Source organism: Hymenobacter swuensis DY53 (assembly GCF_000576555.1).
In the GTDB taxonomy this organism is placed as follows: Bacteria; Bacteroidota; Bacteroidia; order Cytophagales; family Hymenobacteraceae; genus Hymenobacter; species Hymenobacter swuensis.
Window position 1 is genome coordinate 3,564,613 of the sequence record NZ_CP007145.1, and the last position, 19,081, is coordinate 3,583,693.

At 60.4% G+C, this 19,081-nt stretch carries 17 protein-coding genes; 7 read left to right on the plus strand and 10 right to left on the minus strand.

All coding sequences use genetic code 11. The features are described 5' to 3' along the window. Nucleotides 1-145 precede the first annotated feature (145 nt). Complete coding sequence (locus HSW_RS16530; RefSeq protein ID WP_044002842.1) at nucleotides 146-1,321, plus strand: ribonuclease D; 1,176 nt, start codon at nucleotides 146-148, stop codon at nucleotides 1,319-1,321. 73 nt (nucleotides 1,322-1,394) lie between these two features. Here HSW_RS16530 and HSW_RS16535 read toward each other — a convergent pair whose 3' ends face one another. Both HSW_RS16535 and dtd read right to left on the minus strand, forming a co-directional pair. Further along, complete coding sequence (locus HSW_RS16535) at nucleotides 1,395-1,721, minus strand: nucleotide pyrophosphohydrolase (RefSeq protein ID WP_044002843.1); 327 nt, start codon at nucleotides 1,719-1,721, stop codon at nucleotides 1,395-1,397. A gap of 54 nt (nucleotides 1,722-1,775) precedes the next feature. Beyond that, complete coding sequence (dtd, locus tag HSW_RS16540; RefSeq protein ID WP_044002844.1) at nucleotides 1,776-2,228, minus strand: D-aminoacyl-tRNA deacylase; 453 nt, start codon at nucleotides 2,226-2,228, stop codon at nucleotides 1,776-1,778. Nucleotides 2,229-2,368: 140 nt separating this feature from the next. Here dtd and HSW_RS16545 point away from each other — a divergent pair, with 140 nt between their 5' ends. After that, on the plus strand, nucleotides 2,369-3,856 hold the full coding sequence (locus tag HSW_RS16545) for a hypothetical protein (RefSeq protein WP_044002845.1): 1,488 nt from the start codon (nucleotides 2,369-2,371) through the stop codon (nucleotides 3,854-3,856). A 75-nt stretch (nucleotides 3,857-3,931) separates the two neighbouring features. Here the strand turns inward: HSW_RS16545 and HSW_RS16550 are convergent, their stop codons facing one another. The 4 genes from HSW_RS16550 to HSW_RS16565 form a co-directional block, all read right to left on the minus strand. Beyond that, the gene (locus tag HSW_RS16550; protein ID WP_155833014.1) at nucleotides 3,932-5,338 is read right to left on the minus strand and encodes a hypothetical protein; all 1,407 of its coding nucleotides are present in this window, start codon (nucleotides 5,336-5,338) and stop codon (nucleotides 3,932-3,934) included. 18 nt (nucleotides 5,339-5,356) lie between these two features. After that, nucleotides 5,357-6,562: an OmpP1/FadL family transporter gene (locus HSW_RS16555; protein ID WP_052346540.1), complete on the minus strand. Its 1,206-nt coding sequence runs from the start codon at nucleotides 6,560-6,562 to the stop codon at nucleotides 5,357-5,359. Nucleotides 6,563-6,732: 170 nt separating this feature from the next. Further along, nucleotides 6,733-7,767 carry an endolytic transglycosylase MltG gene (gene mltG, locus HSW_RS16560; RefSeq protein WP_197031892.1) on the minus strand — a complete coding sequence of 345 codons (1,035 nt, stop codon included), beginning with the start codon at nucleotides 7,765-7,767 and terminating at the stop codon, nucleotides 6,733-6,735. A gap of 147 nt (nucleotides 7,768-7,914) precedes the next feature. Then, complete coding sequence (locus tag HSW_RS16565; RefSeq protein ID WP_044002849.1) at nucleotides 7,915-9,402, minus strand: helix-turn-helix domain-containing protein; 1,488 nt, start codon at nucleotides 9,400-9,402, stop codon at nucleotides 7,915-7,917. Nucleotides 9,403-9,636: 234 nt separating this feature from the next. Here HSW_RS16565 and aceB point away from each other — a divergent pair, with 234 nt between their 5' ends. Both aceB and aceA read left to right on the plus strand, forming a co-directional pair. After that, nucleotides 9,637-11,268 (plus strand): malate synthase A, encoded by a 1,632-nt coding sequence (gene aceB / locus HSW_RS16570; protein WP_081768459.1) that lies wholly within the window; start codon nucleotides 9,637-9,639, stop codon nucleotides 11,266-11,268. Nucleotides 11,269-11,519: 251 nt separating this feature from the next. Further along, complete coding sequence (gene aceA / locus HSW_RS16575) at nucleotides 11,520-12,806, plus strand: isocitrate lyase (protein WP_044002851.1); 1,287 nt, start codon at nucleotides 11,520-11,522, stop codon at nucleotides 12,804-12,806. 201 nt (nucleotides 12,807-13,007) lie between these two features. Here the strand turns inward: aceA and HSW_RS16580 are convergent, their stop codons facing one another. Both HSW_RS16580 and gcvT read right to left on the minus strand, forming a co-directional pair. Further along, a complete protein-coding gene (locus tag HSW_RS16580) occupies nucleotides 13,008-13,742 on the minus strand; it encodes a 2-phosphosulfolactate phosphatase (RefSeq protein WP_044002852.1) in 735 nt (244 codons plus the stop codon). Between the two features lie 143 nt (nucleotides 13,743-13,885). Continuing rightward, nucleotides 13,886-14,992, minus strand: a complete 1,107-nt coding sequence (gene gcvT / locus HSW_RS16585) for a glycine cleavage system aminomethyltransferase GcvT (RefSeq protein WP_044002854.1) — start codon at nucleotides 14,990-14,992, stop codon at nucleotides 13,886-13,888. A gap of 197 nt (nucleotides 14,993-15,189) precedes the next feature. Between gcvT and HSW_RS16590 the strand changes: the two genes are divergently transcribed. From HSW_RS16590 to HSW_RS16600, 3 genes are read left to right on the plus strand one after another with little or no spacing between them, the layout of a single operon-like run. After that, nucleotides 15,190-15,555, plus strand: a complete 366-nt coding sequence (locus HSW_RS16590) for a CZB domain-containing protein (protein ID WP_044002855.1) — start codon at nucleotides 15,190-15,192, stop codon at nucleotides 15,553-15,555. Between the two features lie 29 nt (nucleotides 15,556-15,584). Continuing rightward, complete coding sequence (locus HSW_RS16595) at nucleotides 15,585-17,126, plus strand: sensor histidine kinase (RefSeq protein WP_071883132.1); 1,542 nt, start codon at nucleotides 15,585-15,587, stop codon at nucleotides 17,124-17,126. A gap of 50 nt (nucleotides 17,127-17,176) precedes the next feature. After that, complete coding sequence (locus tag HSW_RS16600; RefSeq protein ID WP_044002856.1) at nucleotides 17,177-17,620, plus strand: response regulator; 444 nt, start codon at nucleotides 17,177-17,179, stop codon at nucleotides 17,618-17,620. 87 nt (nucleotides 17,621-17,707) lie between these two features. On the opposite strand, the gene HSW_RS16605 is transcribed toward HSW_RS16600, so the two are convergent. Continuing rightward, the gene (locus tag HSW_RS16605; RefSeq protein ID WP_044002857.1) at nucleotides 17,708-18,283 is read right to left on the minus strand and encodes a ribonuclease HII; all 576 of its coding nucleotides are present in this window, start codon (nucleotides 18,281-18,283) and stop codon (nucleotides 17,708-17,710) included. Nucleotides 18,284-18,417: 134 nt separating this feature from the next. Next, complete coding sequence (locus HSW_RS16610; RefSeq protein WP_044002858.1) at nucleotides 18,418-18,660, minus strand: hypothetical protein; 243 nt, start codon at nucleotides 18,658-18,660, stop codon at nucleotides 18,418-18,420. Nucleotides 18,661-19,081: the final 421 nt, after the last annotated feature.

Consider the following 19,081-nt stretch of genomic DNA (forward strand, 5'->3'; position numbering starts at 1 on the left):
TCTTTTAGGTGGGCTTTTCCCATCTTCCCAACCAGCTCGCCACCATGCTCAGGGCGGTCAGGTGGTTTCAGACTTGCTCACTCCCTACCTTTACTCCAACCTGCCGGGCAGTTTCCGGCACTTCACATTCCGACCTGTACTATTAATGCCTGATATCCAGTATATCACCGAAGCCGCCGCGGTTGCCCAGGCAGCTGAGGCCCTGCAGCAAAAGCCCCGCGTGGGCATCGACCTGGAGTTTGACGACATGCGCCACCGCTACGGCCGCAACCTCGCTCTGATTCAGATTTTTGACGGCGAAATCGTTTACCTGATTGATCCGCTGCCCCTCACCAACCCGGCGCACGACCTAGAGCCGCTGTGGGCTATTCTGCGTGACCCGGCCGTGGAAAAGGTCTTCCATAGCTGCAAATCCGATATTCTACTCCTCGATGAGCTGTACGATGTGCATGTGCGCAACATCATCGACACGAGCGTACAGTACACGCTGCTGGCCGAAGCCGATAACAACATTTCCCTGGGCCGCCTGATTCAGCAGGAGCTGGGCTTGGAGGTGGACAAAGGCGAGCAGAAATCGAACTGGCTGAAACGGCCCCTTACGGAAGGCCAGAAGCACTATGCCGCCAACGACGTGCTGTACCTGTTCGAGTTGACGGACCGGCTGCAGGCCAAACTGGCCGCGCTGGGCCGCACGACGTGGTCGGAGCAGGAAAACCAGGCGCTGGAGGAAGTGCGCTACAGCCGCGACGAGCGGCCTTATCTGCGTCTGGCAGGCAAGTACCGGATTCAGCCCCAGGAGCTGCCTATGTTCCGCGACCTGTTTCTGCTGCGCGACGAGGTAGCTCGCCACATTGACCGGCCCTCATACATGGTAGCTAGCAACGACCGGCTGGCTGAACTGACCCGGCTGCCCGTAACCAGCTCCGGCCACTTACGCAACGCCCCCGGCCTGCACCCCGAGCTTAAGCGCAGCCCCTTTGCCGAGCGGCTGGTAGAGCTGGCCAACGAAGACCGCCCCGCCGAGCCAGTCCTCCCGGCCGAGCAGCGCCGCTTCCCGTTCCGCCGTCGGCTTACCGGGGCCAAAGCCGCCCAGGCCGATGCCCGCGAGGCTCTGCTACTGGCCCTGAAAAACCACCTGGCCGAAGACCAAAGCCCTATTATGGCGAATCTGGTCCTCAGCAACCGCCTCATTGCCGATATAATTGAGCAGGGGGCCGACCAAACGCTGCGGCCCTGGCAGCATGCCTTGCTGCAGGAAACGGCCCAAAAGCACGAGCTGGACTTTCAGCAGATTGCCCGCCCCTTCGACCTGCAGGGGTAACGGCAGCAGAACAACCAGAAACGGCCGCCCGATACAGTATCGGGCGGCCGTTTTGCTGCATGGCATGTCGTGCTTACTTCAGCTTTTCGTTCTGCTGATGGCGGGTAGCGTCGCGCTGGGTTTTCTTGAGGAGGTTGCTTTCCAGGGCTTCGGTCAGGTTAACGCCGGTTTGATTGGCTAGGCAGATGACCACGAATAATACGTCGGCCAGCTCATCGGCCAGCACTTTGTCTTTATCTGATTCTTTGAACGACTGCTCCCCGTACTGCCGGGCAATAATGCGAGCCACTTCTCCCACTTCCTCGGTCAGCATGGCCATATTGGTCAGCTCGTTGAAATATCGGACCCCGGTAGTCTGAATCCAGTGGTCGACGGTTTGCTGGGCTTCTTCGATAGTCATAAGGAGCAGAGATGATGCGAAACGAAGACGAAAGGTACGGGCAGAACGGTTTGCTCATTGCTTCTCCGAAGAGTCCAGCACAATCGTCACGGGGCCGTCGTTGAGCAACTCCACCTGCATATCGGCCCCAAACTCGCCGGTGGCTACGGCGCGCCCCAGCAGGTCACTGACCAGCTGCACAAACTGCTCATACAGCGGAATGGCAACAGGCGGCGGGGCGGCTCCGGTGTAGCTGGGCCGGTTACCCTTGCGGGCATCGGCGAGCAGGGTAAACTGGCTCACCACCAGAACTTCTCCACCAACATCCTGCACCGAGCGGTTCATCTTCCCTTCCTCATCGGAGAAGATGCGCATCTGTACCAGTTTGCGGGCCATCCAGTCCAGGCGGGCGGCATCGTCATCAGGAGCGAAGCCGGCCAGCACCAGCAGCCCGGGGCCAATCTGGCCGGTAATCCGGCCTTCCACGGTCACGCTGGCCTGCCGGACACGTTGGAGCACAATGCGCATACGTAAATCTGGGTAATTTGCGGGAGAATAAGAAAGCTGCAAGTACGGTGGTATCAGCCATAATCAGCACTGATCCGGTCCGACAACCTTTCCCGGTCAACAGTTTTGGCCTGTCTTTTCCTATCCTCTCTACCTCGTACGTGCTGTCCCGGCCTTCCCGTTTCCTTACTCAGCATCAGCTGCTCTGGCTAGTAGCGGCGCTATTGCTCCTGCTGCCCATCCGGCTGCACGGGCTGGCAGCGGCAGCCCTGCCCGACTATGACTCGGTGCGCAACTGGCAGATTGTGCAGGAAATAGCCCGGGGCCAGTTGCAGCACCTGTTTCACCACGGCAGCCCCGCTTTTGCATTAGTGTATGCGCCCGTGGCGTGGCTTACCACCGATTACCGTGTTTTCCAGCATCTGAACGCCGTGGTGGCCGTGGCAGCGGTGGGGCTGCTGGCCCGGTATATAGCCCGGAATGCCCAGTTAAGCGGCTGGCAAACCGGCCTGCTGGTGTTACTGATGGGAACCAGTGTGTTTCTCACCTTTTCCGGCCGCGACTTCACCATGAGTTCCTGGAGCCTGCTGTGTTTCGCCGGGTTGCTGGGGGCCTATTACCAACGGCTGCACTTTCCGGCGGCTGGCACGCTTTACCGCGCCGGTATCTGGCTGATGCTGGGCCTGTGCTTCAACTACAAATTTCTGTTAACGTTACCCATTCTGGCCGTGCTGGAATGGTGGCGGGCTGATGGCTTATTGTGGCGGAACGGGCACTGGTGGCGTATAGCGGCGTTGTTAGCACTGCCTTATCTGGTGCTGGGCGCGGTGGGCGTAGCGGCCGGCTTACCCTGGTATCTGTGGCCGGCTATTTACTACAAAGTGGCCTTTCCGGATGCCGCCAACGCCGCCGGACGCGCCGCTACTCTCCACCCCGATTTTTTGTATTATCTGCGTTACCTCCGGGACTTTGAGTCGGGGCTGGTCTGGATAGGGCTGCTGGGGCCGGTACTGCTGCTGCGCCAGCTGCGGCGGGGCACGCCGCCGGGTCTGGAACTGTATCTGGCGGTGTGGGGATGGTGCCTGCTGGCGGGTATGTCGTTACTGGTAAAGGCCCCCCGGGGCTTGCTGTGGGCTTATGGGTTGTGGTACGCCCTTGGTCTACTGCAGCTGCGGCGGTTACCGGTCCTGGCCCTGGCCGGCGTATTACTGGCTGCCATCAGCCTCAACCTCTTCCGGATTCAGCAAGAAGTCTACGCCTATTCGCCTACCAGTTACCCGGCCGTAGCCGCTTGGCTCAGGACCCATGCGGCCGGTCCGGTGGCCAGCTCTGTGGGCCTGGGCCTGGCTCCCTTTCGCACCCCTAACGATACGGTGCGGGTGCTGATGCAGGAACAGGACCTGTCCGCATTACGCCGGCAGGGGTACCACTATGTGCTGCTTGATGCGTACTGGCGCGTCACCAACGTGCAGCAGTTCCAGCAATTGCAGCAGCAGCCGGCCGTGGCGGCGTGGCCGGAGCCGCTGCTGACGTCGCCCTTGCTGTTTCTGGAACACTCCGAGTTTACTGGCTTAGGCTACGAGGAAACCTTACGCCTGCAACGGGCTGCCCAACAGGACACCGTACAGCTACGCCTGCTCAAACTCTGAAACGGGATAGGTATAAACGCAAACCGGCTCCGCTGAGCGGAGCCGGTTTCTACATGTAGTTATCTGACAGACCAGCTACTGCGGCCGCGCGGTAGTAGGCAGACTATTCGGATCAACGAACGGAATATTCGCTTGGTAGCTGCTGTTGATGGTTTTGATGAACGCGTTAGCCAGCAGGGCGTTACCCCGGGGCGTGAGGGAATACAGGTCGAGCGAGAAGAAATTACCCCGTACCGGCTCCGAGGAATACTCCACCCCGTTCACTGAAATACGCTTGTTTACCTGGAAGAACAGCTCGTTTTCCAGATCCACGGTGGGCAGCAGGTACACCTTATCGGCTAAACGTTTCAGCTCCGTATTGAGGGCCAGTAGTGGCGAGTTTACCCGGCTGAATTCGGTATAGTCGAGCACGTCGCGGCGCACGATGGGGTTACGTTTGCTCAGGCCGTAGCGGGCCGTAACAACAGTGCCGTTGGGCAGCGTTACTTGCTCCGCCGTGCCCAACCGGCTAAGACCTGTGGGCAGAATAAAGTCACCGGCATCAATCGGCCGTACAATGTTGGCAATAGAGGACCGCACATAAATGGAGTCGGGGCTGTTGCCTTGGGTCAAAGTTCCCCGGATACCGTCTTTGCCGCCCAGCCGTAGTACGGGCAGGTTCTGAATAGTTGGTAGCAGGGCAATTACGCCCTTTCGGCCATTGGCCGTGAGGCGGTCCAGCACCTTTTTGGCATTGGCATTCAGCAATGAGCTGCTGGGAGCCGTGCCACACTCGCCACCATTCAGGATGTAAGGCAGCGCATCACCTAACCCCATAAAGAAGGTAAAGAACGTGGCATTAGCCGAAGCATCCGTCACCGTTTGCAGGTAAGTGCGGTTGTCATTGGTAGGCAGCAGGCGCTCAAAATACGGATTGAAAGTACCCGTGCGCGACTGATTAGCCGTGTTGCCCAATCCCACCACTTCCACCTGTGTCAGGCCCAGGCCCGGTACTCCCAGGTTCTGGCTGAGCGCCGAAGCGGGAGCCTGCGCGTACAGAAACGTCGTATCGGCACCGCCGCAGGCAGCTGGGTTGGCAATGTAGTTACCCCGCACGGCCCGGCCTTTCGTTACGCGGGCGGTCTGGGGCAGGCCCAGGGCATCAATCCCGCGCAGGGTGAGGTAGCCCGTGCCGGTACCAATCGGCAGCAACCCTTGGGTGAAAGTAGCTGGGGGATTAATACGGATGAATTGCTGCGCCAGCAGCGCCGGATACGCATACTGCTGACTAGTGGCCGTCAGACCACCGTCGCTGATACCGGCCGTGTAGCCGTCGCCGACAGCCAGATACTTCGCCACGTCCAAGGTGCCGGCAGTTGGCGTGGGCTCTGCTTGATCGGGCGTGCAGCCGGCCAGCAGGCCACCGAAAGCCAACGGCAGAACAGCATACCGCATCGACTGGCGAAACGTCAGCCCCGAAAAGTGAAGATGAAAGCGTTGCATGAGGAAGGTCGGTAGCAGTTATTTCTTGGAGCCGAACGAATACGATACCCCGGCGGCCAGGGTGTGCACCATGGTACGGTAGGTACCGGCAATATTGGGCGACTGGTACTGGGTGCGGTTCACGCGTGCGGTACGGTTGCCGGCCATATCCAGACTGTAGCCCAGGTCCAGCATCACTTTGCTCAGACGCAGACTCACGCCCAGTGCGCCCCCGAGGCGGTTGCCGTCGGGCAACTCCGGCGAAATGTACTCGTCGCGCACCGGTGACTCGTCGTAGCTCACGCCGGCCCGCAGCAGCAGGTCTTTCGAGACTTCGTACTCCCCCCCTACCCGGAAGGCCATGGCATCTTCGTAGCGGCGGCCGTTGCGCACGCGCGGGCCGGTCTGGGCTTCGAAGTTAAGCGAGTCGTAGCTGCTCCAGCCGGTTAGGGCAAAATCGAACGTAACCAGCAGCTTGTCGGTCATCTGGTCGGCCAGACCTACCGCCAACGACGACGGTAGCTTTACTTCCGTATTGAAGCCAGAGCTGGCCGGATACCGGTCGGCATCCAGGGCCGGCACGTTCCGGTAGTCGGCGGTGCCGTTGTTCACTTTCAACGTTACCGGTCCCCGGAAGCTGATACCAAACGACAAATCGTCGCCGGTACGGCCGTACATGCCCAGGTTGTAGCCCAGGCCGCTGCCGCTGCCTTCGTAACGGGCCGTGGCCTCCAGGTCGTCATACTGACCCAGGCTCCGCTCCCGCTTGAGGCGGCCGTGGGCGTAAATGACGCCGGCCCCCAGGCTGAAGTTGTCATTCACCTTGAAAGCGGCCGTGGGCTGCACAAACACCGTCTGCATGCTGGCCGAGCGCACTATGCTGCTGCCTTCCCAGAAGGACGGCCACTTGGTATCGTAGCCGAAGGGCGTGTTAATACTCAGGCCCACTTTCACCCGGTCGTTAATGGGGTGCGTGGCGTAGAAATACCCGCCGGGCATAACCACAAAATCCTGCTTGGTCTGGAGCCGGGAATCGGTACCCAGAAACGACGTGGTGCGGGCCGTGCCCATACCACCGAAGCTTAGGTGCGTGAGCGAATCCAAGTGGCCCAGGATACCGGGGTTGTAGAAAATACCCGACGCGTCGCGGGAGTAGGCCGTGGCGGCCCCGCCCAAACCCAATAGACGGGCATTCTGGGGGCCATTCTGAAAGCCACCAGCCGAAGCCGCGTACGAAAGAAACAAGAAACCAACAGGGAGGAAACGTCGCGTCATGCAGGCAGTTTTTCGGATAATAGGCTGCAAAGGTAGCTGGAATTCAGCTGAGTTGAGAGCCGAATATTGCACGCGGAAGATTGACCACGGAGCGTTTTTTTGCTTTCTGTCGCCGAATTATCACACCAGTATTTTGCCTCCTACCGCTTGATGCCCAAGCTGTCGAGGCGCTGCTGGTAGCGGCGGGCATTCTGCCTGTGCTCGGCGTACGTGGCCGCAAAATCGGAAAAGCCGCTGCCGTCGGGGCGGGCACAGAAGAATACGTAATCGTGTCGTGCAGGCTTGAGCACCGCGTCCAGGGTCTGGCGGTTGGCGGAGGTGATAGGACCGGGCGGCAGGCCCTTGTGCTTGTAGGTATTGTAGGGTGAATCCACCAGCTTATCCTTATTCAGCACCCGCTTTACGCCAAAGTTGCCGATGGCCCAGAGCAGCGTAGGGTCGGCCTGCAGGCGCATCCCTCGGCGGAGTCGGTTGAGGTAGGCCCCGGCAATGAGGGGCTTATCGGTTTTCTGGGCGGTTTCGCGCTGCACGATGCTGGCCAGCACGTGTACTTCAGTAGGGCTGAGCTGCAGGGAATCGGCACGGCGGCGGCGCTCGGGCGTCCAGAAGCGGCGGTGTGTGGCGGCGGCCGAGTCGAGAAACTGCCGGGCCGTGGTGTTCCAGAGCAGGCGGTAGGGTCCGGGCAGAAATATGGTCAGCACGGTAGTAGTATCAAGCTGATACCGCCGCTGCAAGTCAGCATTATCCTGCAACAGGCGGCGCAGGCTCATGGAGTCGGTTTCGAGCTGCCGCGCCACCTGCCGGGCCAGTTGGGGCTTGTACTTAAAAGCATCAAGGGTGAAGGCCACCGTATCCTGCTCGCCCCGGCTCAGCATTTCCACCAAGGCGCGGTTGCCCAGCCCCGGCCGCAGCAGGTAGCGGCCCGGCTGCACCCGGGCCGGGTAGTTCTGCCAGCGCGCCACCCTATCGAAGTTCACCTCGTCGTGCAACAGCTCGTATTTGCGCAAGGAATCCAGCACCGACCCGTAGTCGGCCCCAGTGCGGATGTACAGGTAGGCCGGCCCAAACGCTGAGTACCGCACGTTGGGCTTCCAGAGCACGTACCACGCGCCGCCCAGCCCCGCTAGCACGGCCACGCTTAACGTCAGCAGGAAAATCAGCCAGAATCTACGCAAGATGATAAGTATTTAAAACTGTAATCCTGAGCTTACGAAGGACCTTACAGCACTTGAACAAGTCATTCAACAGGCTTCAGGCGTGTATAAGGTCGTTCGCAAGCTCAGGATGACCGTGGTTTTCTTTTCAGCTTAACCCCAAGCCACCTACCGCTCGTTCACCAGCGCCGCTACGGCAGCTTCCAGTTCCTGCTGGCGCTGGCGGCGCTCCACTTCTACCGGGGCGGCGGCACGAACTTCGCAGTCGGGGATGGTACACCGCTCGCAGGTCTCGTTTACTTGCTTCTGCACGATGGCCGCGTCGTCGAGAAAGCGGATTTTCTGGCGCAGGTTGTCGTCGCAGAGCAGGCCCACAGTCACGCTTACGGCAGGCTCGGTGGCCGAGCCAGCGCGGGCCAGCGTCAGGCACAGGTACTCGTCGCCGTTGGGGTAGTGGGAGCGTTGGGCACCCAGCGTATAGTTGGGCGCGTCGGGGGTGGCGGGCTGCTGGCGCAGTTCGGCTATCAGGCGCAGTGAAATCCAGCGGCGGCAATAATGCTCGTGCAGCTCATTGCCGTGCGGGTTGTGCAGGCGCGAGAGGTGCAGCTCCTTGGTGAGCTTAAAGGCGGCCGAGGAGTTGGCTTGGTCAAAGCGCAGGAAAAACAGGCTCTGGATGCCGAAATGGCGCGGCAGCAGGTTGGTGATGCGCTGCATGAACATCTCTGGCGACACATCGTACTTGGCCAGCAACTCCAGTAGCAGGGCCGGCTCCCACTTCTTGGCGTTGAAAAAGCGTGTCAGGTCGCGCACCAGCGTTTCTTCCTCCATCAGCAAGGCTCCGGCGAAGTAGCTGGCCTTGAAATTATTGAGCACCTCCTCGAAGGAACGCACTGGGAAGGAGGCATTTACATAAGGCCGCTCTTTAAGGCCTACGTAGTTGAAGGCCACTTCCCGGCCCAGCACGAAGCCTTCCTGCGCCCCGCTCAGCCCCTGCCGCAACAGCAGCCGCCGCGACTTGGGCTGAAACACCGACCGCAGCCGCCCCAGGTGCACATACTCATCCAGCCCGGCGCGGTCGATGGTGTAGCCGTATTTCTCCATCAGCACGCGCTCCAGCTGGGCACGGTCCAAGGGCGCGGCGGCCGGCAGCTTGTGCTCCACCGCAAACGTGCGTACGTCCTGCTCCAGCTCCTCGAAGTAGTTGTCGTGCATCTCCTGGAAGGAGCGCAGCGCGGCCAGAAAAAAGTGTTCCTGGCGCATCTCGTAGTTGCGGGCAATTTCGAAGAGCGTGCTGATGAAGGCGTTCATCTTGGCCGGGGCGTCGGCAATCAGCTCCACGATGCGCAACGGGTCCAGCCCGAACATATCCAGCGGAAACTCCTTCAGCAAATCCGACTGCAGCAGCTCGGAAATGGGCTCCAGGCGGCGGCTCAAGGTCAGCGACGTGAGCTGGTCGTAGGTCACGCCCAGCACCTTGCTCAGGCTCAGAATCTTATCGGCCTTGGGGTACTTCTTGCCCTTCTCAATCTCATTGAGGTACGACACCGATACGTCGCAGGCGCGGGCCAGCTCGGCGGGCGTGAAGCCGCGCTCCTGGCGCAACTCGCGCAGTTTCAGGCCGAAAATTAACCGGACAACTTGGCCGTGACTCAGCATATGAATAGGGTGGTGAAGTACAAAGGGGAGCAGAATAGCACAACTGAGGAGCCGAAAGCATGCTGTATTTGCACGTCAGTCAAATTTTCCAGCACTACTCCGCAAATCTACGCCTTTGCACTTGTTCTGAAAAATTAGCGAATATTCGCTTGTTTAATAAAATTCGCTTTTGTACGTTTGACATGTTCATTCGGAACCTCTTTTCTATCTGCCACTTACCTAACCGCCTAGCCTATGTCGCCCTTCGCCGAACCGCAGACGCTAGTACCGCCGCTCACCTTCCTCACTCCCGAGCGGGTGAAGGTGCTGGGCGCCTACTCGCCCGAATACGCCGAAATTCTGACGCCCTCAGCCCTAGCCTTCGTGGCCGAACTGCACCGCCGCTTCGATCACACCCGGCAAGCGCTGCTGAAGCGGCGTGAAGAGCGGCAGCAGGAGTTTGCGGCCGGCAAGCTGCCCGACTTTCTGCCCGAAACCCGCCTCATCCGGGAAAAGCCTTGGACGGTGGCTCCCCTACCGGCTGACCTGCTGGACCGCCGGGTGGAAATTACCGGGCCGGTGGAGCGCAAAATGATCCTCAACGCCCTGAACTCGGGGGCCAAGGTGTTTATGGCCGACCTAGAGGACTCCAACTCGCCCACCTGGGCCAACGTGGTGGAGGGCCAGCGCAACCTGCGCGACGCCGTGCGCCGCACCATCTCGCTGAGTACACCCACCAAAGAGTACCACCTGAACGAGCAGACCGCCGTGCTGATGGTGCGCCCCCGGGGCTGGCATTTGCTGGAAAAGCACATGCTGGTAGACGGGGAGCCAGTCAGCGCCTCATTATTCGACTTCGGGCTTTACTACTTCCACAACGCCCACGAGCTGTGCGCCCGGGGCACGGCCCCCTACTTCTACCTGCCCAAGATTGAAAGCCACCTCGAAGCCCGCCTCTGGAACGACGTGTTTGGGTTTGCGCAATGGTCGTTGAAGCAGCCCAAGTGCACCATCAAGGCTACCGTGCTGATTGAAACGCTGCCGGCCGCCTTCGAGCTGCACGAGATTCTGTGGGAGCTGCGGGAGCACTCGGCGGGCCTGAACTGCGGACGGTGGGATTACATCTTCAGCTACATTAAGCGGCTGGGGCTGAACCCCGAGTTCCGGCTGCCCAACCGCGCCGAAGTCACCATGACAGTACCCTTCATGGCGGCTTACTCGCAGCTGGTTATCCAGACCTGCCACCGCCGGGGCGTGCACGCCATGGGCGGGATGGCCGCCCAGATTCCCATCAAAAACGACCCCGAAGCCAATGAAACCGCTTTGGAGAAAGTGCGCCAGGACAAAATCCGGGAGGCCCGTAACGGCCACGATGGTACCTGGGTGGCCCACCCCGGCCTGGTGCCGGTGGCCTTGGACGTATTCAACGAGTTGATGCCCCAGCCCAACCAGATTGACAACAAGCGCGACGACGTGCACGTGACGGCCCAGGATTTGGTACAGGCACCGGAAGGCCATATAACCGAAGCCGGCCTGCGCCTCAATATTGATGTAGCCGTGCAGTACCTGGAATCGTGGCTGCGGGGCAACGGCTGCGTGCCGATTTACAACCTGATGGAGGACGCCGCCACCGCCGAAATCAGCCGGGCCCAGGTGTGGCAGTGGCTACACACGCCCGGCACCACCCTCGACGACGGCCGTCCCGTTACGCTGGAGCTGTACCGCCAGCTGCTGCCCGACCAGTTGGAGCGCATAAAGGCAGCGCTGGGTCCCGAGCAGTACACGGCCGGCCGCTACCTGGAAGCCGCCCGCCTCTTCGACCGCCTCGTAACCAGTGAGAAATTCATCGAATTCCTCACCGTGCCGGCCTACGAGCAGCTGGCCTAGAACGAGCAACTCCCCTCCTCAGCTGAGGAGGGGACGCTGTGCCGAAGGCGCGGCTGGGGTGGTTGACCCACGTGCTGATGTTGTTTAGTTGAACGACCCAAGCGGCACCGTTCAACGAATCAACCACCCCTGCCCCCTCCTTTTTTAAGGAGGGGCACTAAACCCTAATCCTAGCCTAAAAAAGCCGCTTTGCCAGCCGGCCGGGCCACGCTTTTGCCTTCACTTTCCCTACCTACTAACCATTTACTGCCATGAACAACCAAGACCGCATTGCCGCCTTACAACAGGATTGGGCCACAAATCCGCGCTGGCGGGGTATTGAGCGGCCGTATTCGGCCGAGGACGTGCTGAAGCTGCGCGGCTCGGTACAGATTGAGTACTCGCTGGCCCGCCAGGGTGCCGAGCGGTTGTGGCAGCAGTTGCACTCCGAGGAGTACGTGGCCGGGTTGGGCGCCCTTACTGGCAACCAGGCCGTGCAGGAAGTGCAGGCCGGCCTCAAGGCCATTTACCTCAGTGGCTGGCAGGTGGCCGCTGATGCCAACGGCGCCGGCCAGATGTACCCCGACCAGAGCCTCTACCCCGCCGACTCGGTGCCAAACGTGGTGCGCCGCATCAACAACGCCCTGCTCCGTGCCGACCAGATTCAGAGCGTATCAGGTGAGGGCGCGGTGCATTGGCTGGTGCCTATTGTGGCCGATGCGGAGGCCGGGTTCGGGGGCAACCTCAACGCGTTTGAGCTGATGAAGATGATGATTGAGGCCGGGGCCGCCGGCGTGCATTTCGAGGACCAGCTGTCATCGGCCAAGAAGTGTGGTCATTTGGGCGGCAAGGTGCTGGTGCCCACGCAGGAGGCCATCAACAAGCTGGTGGCCGCCCGCCTGGCCGCCGATGTGCAGGGCGTGCCCACCCTGGTAGTAGCCCGCACCGACGCCGACGCCGCCGACCTCATCACCTCCGACGTGGACCCGCGCGACCAGCCGTTCATTCTGCAGGAAGCTGAGCGCACGTCCGAAGGCTTCTACCGGGTACGCTGCGGCGTGGAGGCCGGCATTGCCCGCGGCCTGGCCTACGCCCCCTACGCCGACCTCATCTGGATGGAAACCTCCCACCCCGATCTGGAGCAGGCTCGCCAGTTTGCCGAGGGCATTCACGCGCAGTTCCCCGGCAAGCTGCTGGCCTACAACTGCTCGCCCTCGTTCAACTGGGCGGCCAAGCTGAGCCAGCAGGAGATGAGCACCTTCCGGGAGGAGCTGGCCGCCATGGGCTACAAGTTCCAGTTCATCACCCTAGCCGGCTTCCACGCCCTCAACACCAGCATGTTCGAGCTGGCCGTGGCCTACCGCGACCGGGGCATGGCCGGCTACTCGGAGCTGCAGCAGCGCGAGTTTGCCCTCCAGCCTCACGGTTTCAAGGCCGTGAAGCACCAGGCTTTTGTGGGCACAGGCTATTTCGATGCCGTGCAGAATGTGGTAACCAGCGGCCTCAGCAGCACCGGCGCCCTGGTCGGCAGCACCGAGGAAGCCCAGTTCAACCACTAATCACGGATTTAGACGGGTTTTTGAAATTGCGCGGATGCAGACGTCCTCTGACGGATGTATAGTGGCAGAAAAAATAATCGAGCACTATACAGCGGTTGTATAGTGCCCGATTATTTTTTCTGCCACTATACCGTTTCGTTACGGCGCGCAAGCGCCGTCGGCTTGGATTCGCATAGAGCGGGTTGCAAAACGAATCCGTAGTTATCCAACTGCGGCCGTAATGCGGCCGTTTTGGAACACGGGCACCAGGTCGTATTCGTCCTGGCGAATGCAGAATTCCATGTCTTTGTGGGCCTCGAGGTGGTTGAGGCGGCGTACGTGGGCCGACTGCAACAGGTAGCTGGCCAGATCCGGGGCGGCGGCGCGCCACAGGTCGAGGGCGGCCAGGGTAGCGTCGGAGCTGGTGGTGTCGAAATCGGTTTGGAGGCGGGCGGCCAGCGCCCCGCCGAACAGGGTATCTTCGAGGCAAAACAGGCCTTTCCAGCCGGCGCACACTACCACCACGTCCTTCTGCAGGCGGCGCAGGTGCTCCGCCACGGCTCCCAGATTCAGGAACGCACCCACCACTATCTCATCGGCGGCGGCGGAAAGGTGTAGCGCGCGGGTGCCGTTGGTGGTGGTAATGGCCACCGCTCGGCCCCGCACCGGCACCACGCCATCCAAGTAACCAAAGGGCGAGTTGCCCAGGTCCACACCCTCCGCTTGGCGGCCGTCCCGCTCGGCGGCGGTGAGGTAGCCAGCCGCTGCCTGCGCCCGGCAGTCGGCCAGCTCACTGAACGGTACTAGGTGCGTGACGCCCTGCGCCAGGGCCGTGACGATGCTACTGGTGGCCCGCAGTACGTCCACCACCACGGCTACTTTGCCGCGCAGGTCATACAGCGGCAGCAGTTCGGGCGAAAAACAGATATCAAGAGTGGGGAGTTGGGAAGATGACATGACAGACAGTAAGGAAACAGAACGTCATTCCGAGCGGAGCGAGGAATCTCGCGTGCTGACGTCAGAAAGGTACTTCTGCAACGTCAGCACGCGAGATTCCTCGCTCCGCTCGGAATGACGTTCTACTGTGCTTTAGTTTGTAATTAGACCTCCTCGGTGCCGGGCACGAAGGGGAGCTTGGTGACGGTGGCGGGCAGATTCTTGCCGCGCACCTGCACGAAAATCTGGCTACCGGGCTTGCTCAGCTCGGTTTGCACGTAGCCCAGCCCCACGCCCTTACCCAGGCTCGGCGACTGAGTACCGCTGGTTACTTCGCCAATCGACTCGCCGGCCTCGTTCACCAGCGGGTAGTGGCCGCGCGGGATGCCGGGGCCGTCCATCAGAAAGCCCACCAGCTTGCGCTCCACGCCGGCTTCCTTCTGGGCCTTCAGGCTCTCGGAGTTAGTGAAGTCCTTGGTGAACTTGGTAATCCAGCCCAGACCGGCTTCCAGGGGCGAGGTGGTGTCGGTGATGTCGTTGCCGTAGAGGCAGTAGCCCATTTCCAGGCGCAGCGTGTCGCGGGCCCCCAGGCCGATGGGCTTGAGGCCGTAGGGCTGGCCGGCCGTCATCACGGCGTCCCATACCTGCTTGGCATGCGCGTTGGGCACGTACAGCTCGAAGCCGCCCGCGCCAGTGTAGCCAGTGGCCGAAATAATCACGTTGGGTGCGCCGGCAAAGGTGCCTTGCACGAAGGAGTAGTACGGGATGGCCGAGAGGTCGGCGTCGGTGAGGCTCTGCAGAGCGGCCGTGGCCTTGGGCCCCTGCACCGCGAACAGGCTCATCTGCTCCGAAATGTTTTCCATCTCGGCCCCGGCGGTATTGAACTGCTGAATCCAGGCCCAGTCCTTGTCGATGTTGGAGGCGTTTACGACCAATAGATAGTCTTCCTCGGCCAGCATGTACACCAGTAAGTCATCCACGATGCCGCCCTGTTGGTTGGGCAGGCAGCTGTACTGGGCCTTGCCGGGCGCGAGCTTGCTGGCGTCGTTGGTGGTCACGCGCTGAATCAAGTCGAGGGCCTGGGGGCCTCGCACCCGGAACTCGCCCATGTGCGACACGTCGAATATACCCACGGCCCGGCGCACGGTGTGGTGCTCATCCAAGTCGGAGGAATAGCGCACGGGCATGTTGTAGCCCGCGAAGGGCACCATTTTGGCACCCAGCTGCTGGTGCACATCATTGAGTGGAACGGTTTTGAGCGTGTCGGACATGGGGTGGAGTGGAAGGTAAAAACTGAGGATACCAAGCAAGCCACCAGCGCCCGACGCGCCGGCCGGCCCGTGGTGGTGGCGCGAAAGTAGCCAATTATGGCCGGGCGGACGCGCCCGGGTTTCGTTATCTTTGTCCGCATACGACGCCCGGACCAGCCCGCAACCAGCCGAACCGGCGCTTTCCGCTCCCTCCCCTCATGTCCGACGACCTCAAGCAGGAATTTGATGCTGCCCGCATCAAGCACATGCTGTTCAAATCCAAGCTCCGCTCCGCCCTGTTCGGCAGCCAGACCGCCGAAGGTCCCATCCGCGACCCGCAGCAGTGCGCCTTTGGCCATTGGCTAACCCAGCGCGTGCTCCCCGATTTTGGCCACCTGTCCGAAAGCCGGGAGCTGGACCGCCTCCACACCCAGATTCACCGCGAAGCCAGCCGCCTGCTCGATATGCACCACGCCGGCCAGCAGGACGCGGCCATCGCCGAACTGACAGAAATCAACCGGCTGGCTGACCAAATTACCAGGCTGTTGCGTACGATGGAAGATTCTGTCCGCAGCGGCCGTTAACTAGCCGCGCCCGTCGCATTTCCTGCTGCATGAAGCTGAAACTCTCTACCAAACTATTCGCGGGCTTTCTGGTCATTTCGGCGCTGTTTGCGGCAGTAGTGGTCATCAACTACCAACTCTCGCGGGCGGTATTGCGCAACTCCCAGCGCGTGGAACGCTCCCAGCGGATTACCGGCGAGGCCACTACGCTGCTGCGCAATATTATTGATATGGAAACCGGTTTCCGGGGCTATCTGCTCATCGGCAACGAAACCGTCCTGTCGCCTTACTACGAAGGGGAACGGAACCTATTGGGCCGCTTTGCCGAGCTGCGTAATGAACTCACGCTTGGCACCCCACAGTATGAGCGCCTGGTTCGGGCCCAATACCTGTTTCAGCAGTGGGCCGCGTATTCGCACCTGCTCATTGGCGAAAAGCGAGAAGCACTGCGGCGCAACCCCAACCAAACCGGCCTCGATGGCCTGGAGCACCGCAACCTTACCACCGACCTCACCGGCAAAATCCTGATGGATCAGATTCGGGTGCTGTTCGGGGTGTTCGATAAGGAAGAAACCGAAATCCGGGTGAAGCAGCGCGTGAAACTGCAGGACAGCATCCGCGAAACCCGGATTCTGTCGGTGAGCATTACGCTGGTGACTATTTTTCTGGGGCTGCTGTATGCTTCGTACCTAGTGCGGCAGTTTTCGCGGCGCATCAGCGGTATGGTGGTGCAGGCGCAGCGCATTGCTGGCGGCGACTACTCGACCCAGATGCAGGATACGGCCGATGATGAGCTGACGGAGCTGACGGCTTCGCTCAACACCATGACCGATACCATCAACACCAACATCCGGCAGCTGGAGCGGCGCAATCAGGAGCTGGATCAGTTTGCCTACGTGGTGTCGCACGATTTAAAAGCGCCGCTGCGGGGCATCGAAACGGCTTCGCGCTGGATTGAGGAAGACCTGGGCCAGGGCCTGCCGGAGCACATCAAGGAGTTTTTGGTGCTGATGCGAACCCGTGTGCGGCGCATGGAAAACCTCATCACCGGCATTCTGGACCTAGCCCGCATCGGCCGCACACCGCAGGCCGACGAGGCTGTATTCGTGCGCCAACTGCTGCGTGAAATCGTCGATTCGCTGGAGTTGCCGGCCGGCTTTGAGGTGGAGCTGCCGTTTTATCTTCCCACCATTCAGACCAACCGCGTGCAGTTGCAGCAGGTGTTCACCAACCTCATCAGCAACGCCGTTAAGTACCACCATCGGCTCGAAAACGCGCTGGTCCGCATCGGCTGCGTGGAAGGGCCTAAGTTTTATACCTTTTCCGTAGCCGACAACGGCCCCGGCATTGCGGCGGAATACCACGAGCGGATTTTCATCATTTTTCAGACGCTTACGGAGCGGGATACGCTGGAAAGCACCGGTGTAGGCCTAGCTATCGTGAAGAAGATTGTGGAGCGCCAGGGCGGCTCCATCCACGTTGAATCAATTGAAGGACAGGGGGCCACCTTCATTTTTACCTGGCCGAAGGAGCCACCCCGCCGTCGGGTAGAGCCAACCATTTCCACAACAAATTCCACCCTTGCGCGGTAACTGCCGTATAAATGCCCACCCTAGGTGGCCTTTACTACGCGTTTTCACTTATGAACCTTGAAGCGGAACAACCGAGCATCCTGCTGGTAGAAGATGACCAGATGGATATCATGAATGTCCAGCGTGAGTTGCGCAAGCACAACGTAAACGTACCCCTGCACATTGCTCGCAACGGTCGCGAAGCCCTGAATATGTTGCGCGGCGAAGGCGGCCAGGACCAGATTCCGAAGCCCAGCGTGGTAATGCTCGATCTGAATATGCCCCGTATGAACGGCCTGGAGTTGCTCGAAATTCTGCGCTCCGACCACGATTTTGTGGGCCTGAACGTGTTCATCACTACCACCTCCGACCTGGAAACCGACCGCCTGAAAGCCCAGGACTTAGCCGTGAGTGGATACATCATTAAGCCCCTTAGCTTCGATAGTTTTGGGGAAGGTGGTACCACTGTTGACGGTTTCAGCCTATTTCTGGATCTGTTGCGGCTGAAGGACTAGGGCTGGCAACAACCTTTTTTTCGTAGTCTGCACCGGCCCGGCAACCAGCAGTTGCCGGGCCGGTGTGCGTTTGAGGGAGTTTTAAGTTTACAACAACCGGAAACCCATACGGTGGTGTTTGGTAGGGCCAAAAGCACGAATTGCGGCGCGGTGCAGGGCCGTTGGGTACCCGGCGTTCTGCTGCCAGCCGTATTCCGGATACTGCACGGCTAATTCGCTCATCCGCTCATCACGAAACGTTTTGGCCAGCACTGAGGCCGCCGCAATACTGCGGTAGAGGCCGTCGCCCCCGATGATGCAGGTGTGTGGCAGCGTAGCGTGCGCTTTGAACCGGTTACCATCCACGAGCAGATGCGTGGGCGTTACATCCAGTTGGGCTACTGCCCGGTGCATGGCCAAGTAGCTAGCCTGCGCAATATTGATGCTGGCAATTTCTTCCGGTGAGGCTTCGGCAACGGCCCAGGCTATGGCCTCCCGGCAGATTTCAGTCCGAACTAATTCTCGCCGTTTGGCGGTCATCTGCTTGGAGTCGTTGAGAAATTGAGGCGCAAAATTAGCGGGCAGAATAACGGCGGCGGCGAATACCGGGCCGGCCAGGCAGCCCCGGCCGGCTTCGTCAAGGCCAGCTTCCAGCGGCTCGCCGGTATGGGAAATAAGTAGCATAGGCCGCAAAAATACGCGCCCAATTCCTGGGCCGGGCTATTGAGGCAGCAAAAAGCCTCCGCAGTGGCCGGAGCACCTGCGGAGGCTTTTCTTTGGGATAATGATACAACTATGCGTTGCGCGCGGGGCGAGAGCTAGTGGCTGCCAGCCGTGGAGCCGGCTTCTGGAGCTGCCGATTCGCCACGGCGGAAGCCTTGCTTGTCGCGGGGACCTTCGTCCAGGTCCTCTTCTTCGTCGGTGGTTGTGTAGACGTTGGTGGTGGGGCCAAGGCCGCCGGTATTCTGAACTAATGCCGATTCGGCTTCGGCGTGTTTCAGGTTGAATAGCGGGTCGCCGGGTTGGGGTTGAGCTGCCTGGTTTTTCGATTGGTTCGCCATAGTAAAACAAGACACCGGCCGGAAAGTGAACGGTCGGTAAAGGCTAGTTACGCGGCCGTTTCGTGCGGGGTTGGCTTTCGGAGCTTACAGGATTTGGGCCGACTCACGGGGCAGCTAGGCTAAATCCTATTCCGGCGGTGGCAAAAAAATAAAAAAGCCGCTGCCCGAGGCAGCGGCCTTTTCCGTCGCATTGGCCGGCAAAATGTCATTCATCCACCCTACTCCTTTTGCCAGGCACCAACACTACGCGGTCAGAGTCTTCCTTTCCATGAACCCTACGCGCGCTGAATAATTAGTAAGTCAAATGTAGTGGATGAAGGGGCGGACGTCCAGCCTTATTTGATCAACAGGGCACGCTACCCGGCCAACGGCGGCTTCCGCCCGGCGAGAGAAAATCTTCCCTGAGCCAAGCTGCCTGGCC

What these genes read in the sequence shown, in the direction of transcription:
- HSW_RS16590 (WP_044002855.1), top strand. Translation starts at nt 15,190, where the DNA reads ATGTCCGACGACCTCAAGCAGGAATTTGATGCTGCCCGCATCAAGCAC.
- HSW_RS16610 (WP_044002858.1), bottom strand. Translation starts at nt 18,660, where the DNA reads ATGGCGAACCAATCGAAAAACCAGGCAGCTCAACCCCAACCCGGCGAC.
- HSW_RS16550 (WP_155833014.1), bottom strand. Translation starts at nt 5,338, where the DNA reads ATGCAACGCTTTCATCTTCACTTTTCGGGGCTGACGTTTCGCCAGTCG.
- aceA (WP_044002851.1), top strand. Translation starts at nt 11,520, where the DNA reads ATGAACAACCAAGACCGCATTGCCGCCTTACAACAGGATTGGGCCACA.
- HSW_RS16580 (WP_044002852.1), bottom strand. Translation starts at nt 13,742, where the DNA reads ATGTCATCTTCCCAACTCCCCACTCTTGATATCTGTTTTTCGCCCGAA.
- aceB (WP_081768459.1), top strand. Translation starts at nt 9,637, where the DNA reads ATGTCGCCCTTCGCCGAACCGCAGACGCTAGTACCGCCGCTCACCTTC.
- HSW_RS16600 (WP_044002856.1), top strand. Translation starts at nt 17,177, where the DNA reads ATGAACCTTGAAGCGGAACAACCGAGCATCCTGCTGGTAGAAGATGAC.
- HSW_RS16605 (WP_044002857.1), bottom strand. Translation starts at nt 18,283, where the DNA reads ATGCTACTTATTTCCCATACCGGCGAGCCGCTGGAAGCTGGCCTTGAC.
- gcvT (WP_044002854.1), bottom strand. Translation starts at nt 14,992, where the DNA reads ATGTCCGACACGCTCAAAACCGTTCCACTCAATGATGTGCACCAGCAG.
- HSW_RS16595 (WP_071883132.1), top strand. Translation starts at nt 15,585, where the DNA reads ATGAAGCTGAAACTCTCTACCAAACTATTCGCGGGCTTTCTGGTCATT.
- HSW_RS16565 (WP_044002849.1), bottom strand. Translation starts at nt 9,402, where the DNA reads ATGCTGAGTCACGGCCAAGTTGTCCGGTTAATTTTCGGCCTGAAACTG.
- dtd (WP_044002844.1), bottom strand. Translation starts at nt 2,228, where the DNA reads ATGCGCATTGTGCTCCAACGTGTCCGGCAGGCCAGCGTGACCGTGGAA.
- HSW_RS16530 (WP_044002842.1), top strand. Translation starts at nt 146, where the DNA reads ATGCCTGATATCCAGTATATCACCGAAGCCGCCGCGGTTGCCCAGGCA.
- HSW_RS16535 (WP_044002843.1), bottom strand. Translation starts at nt 1,721, where the DNA reads ATGACTATCGAAGAAGCCCAGCAAACCGTCGACCACTGGATTCAGACT.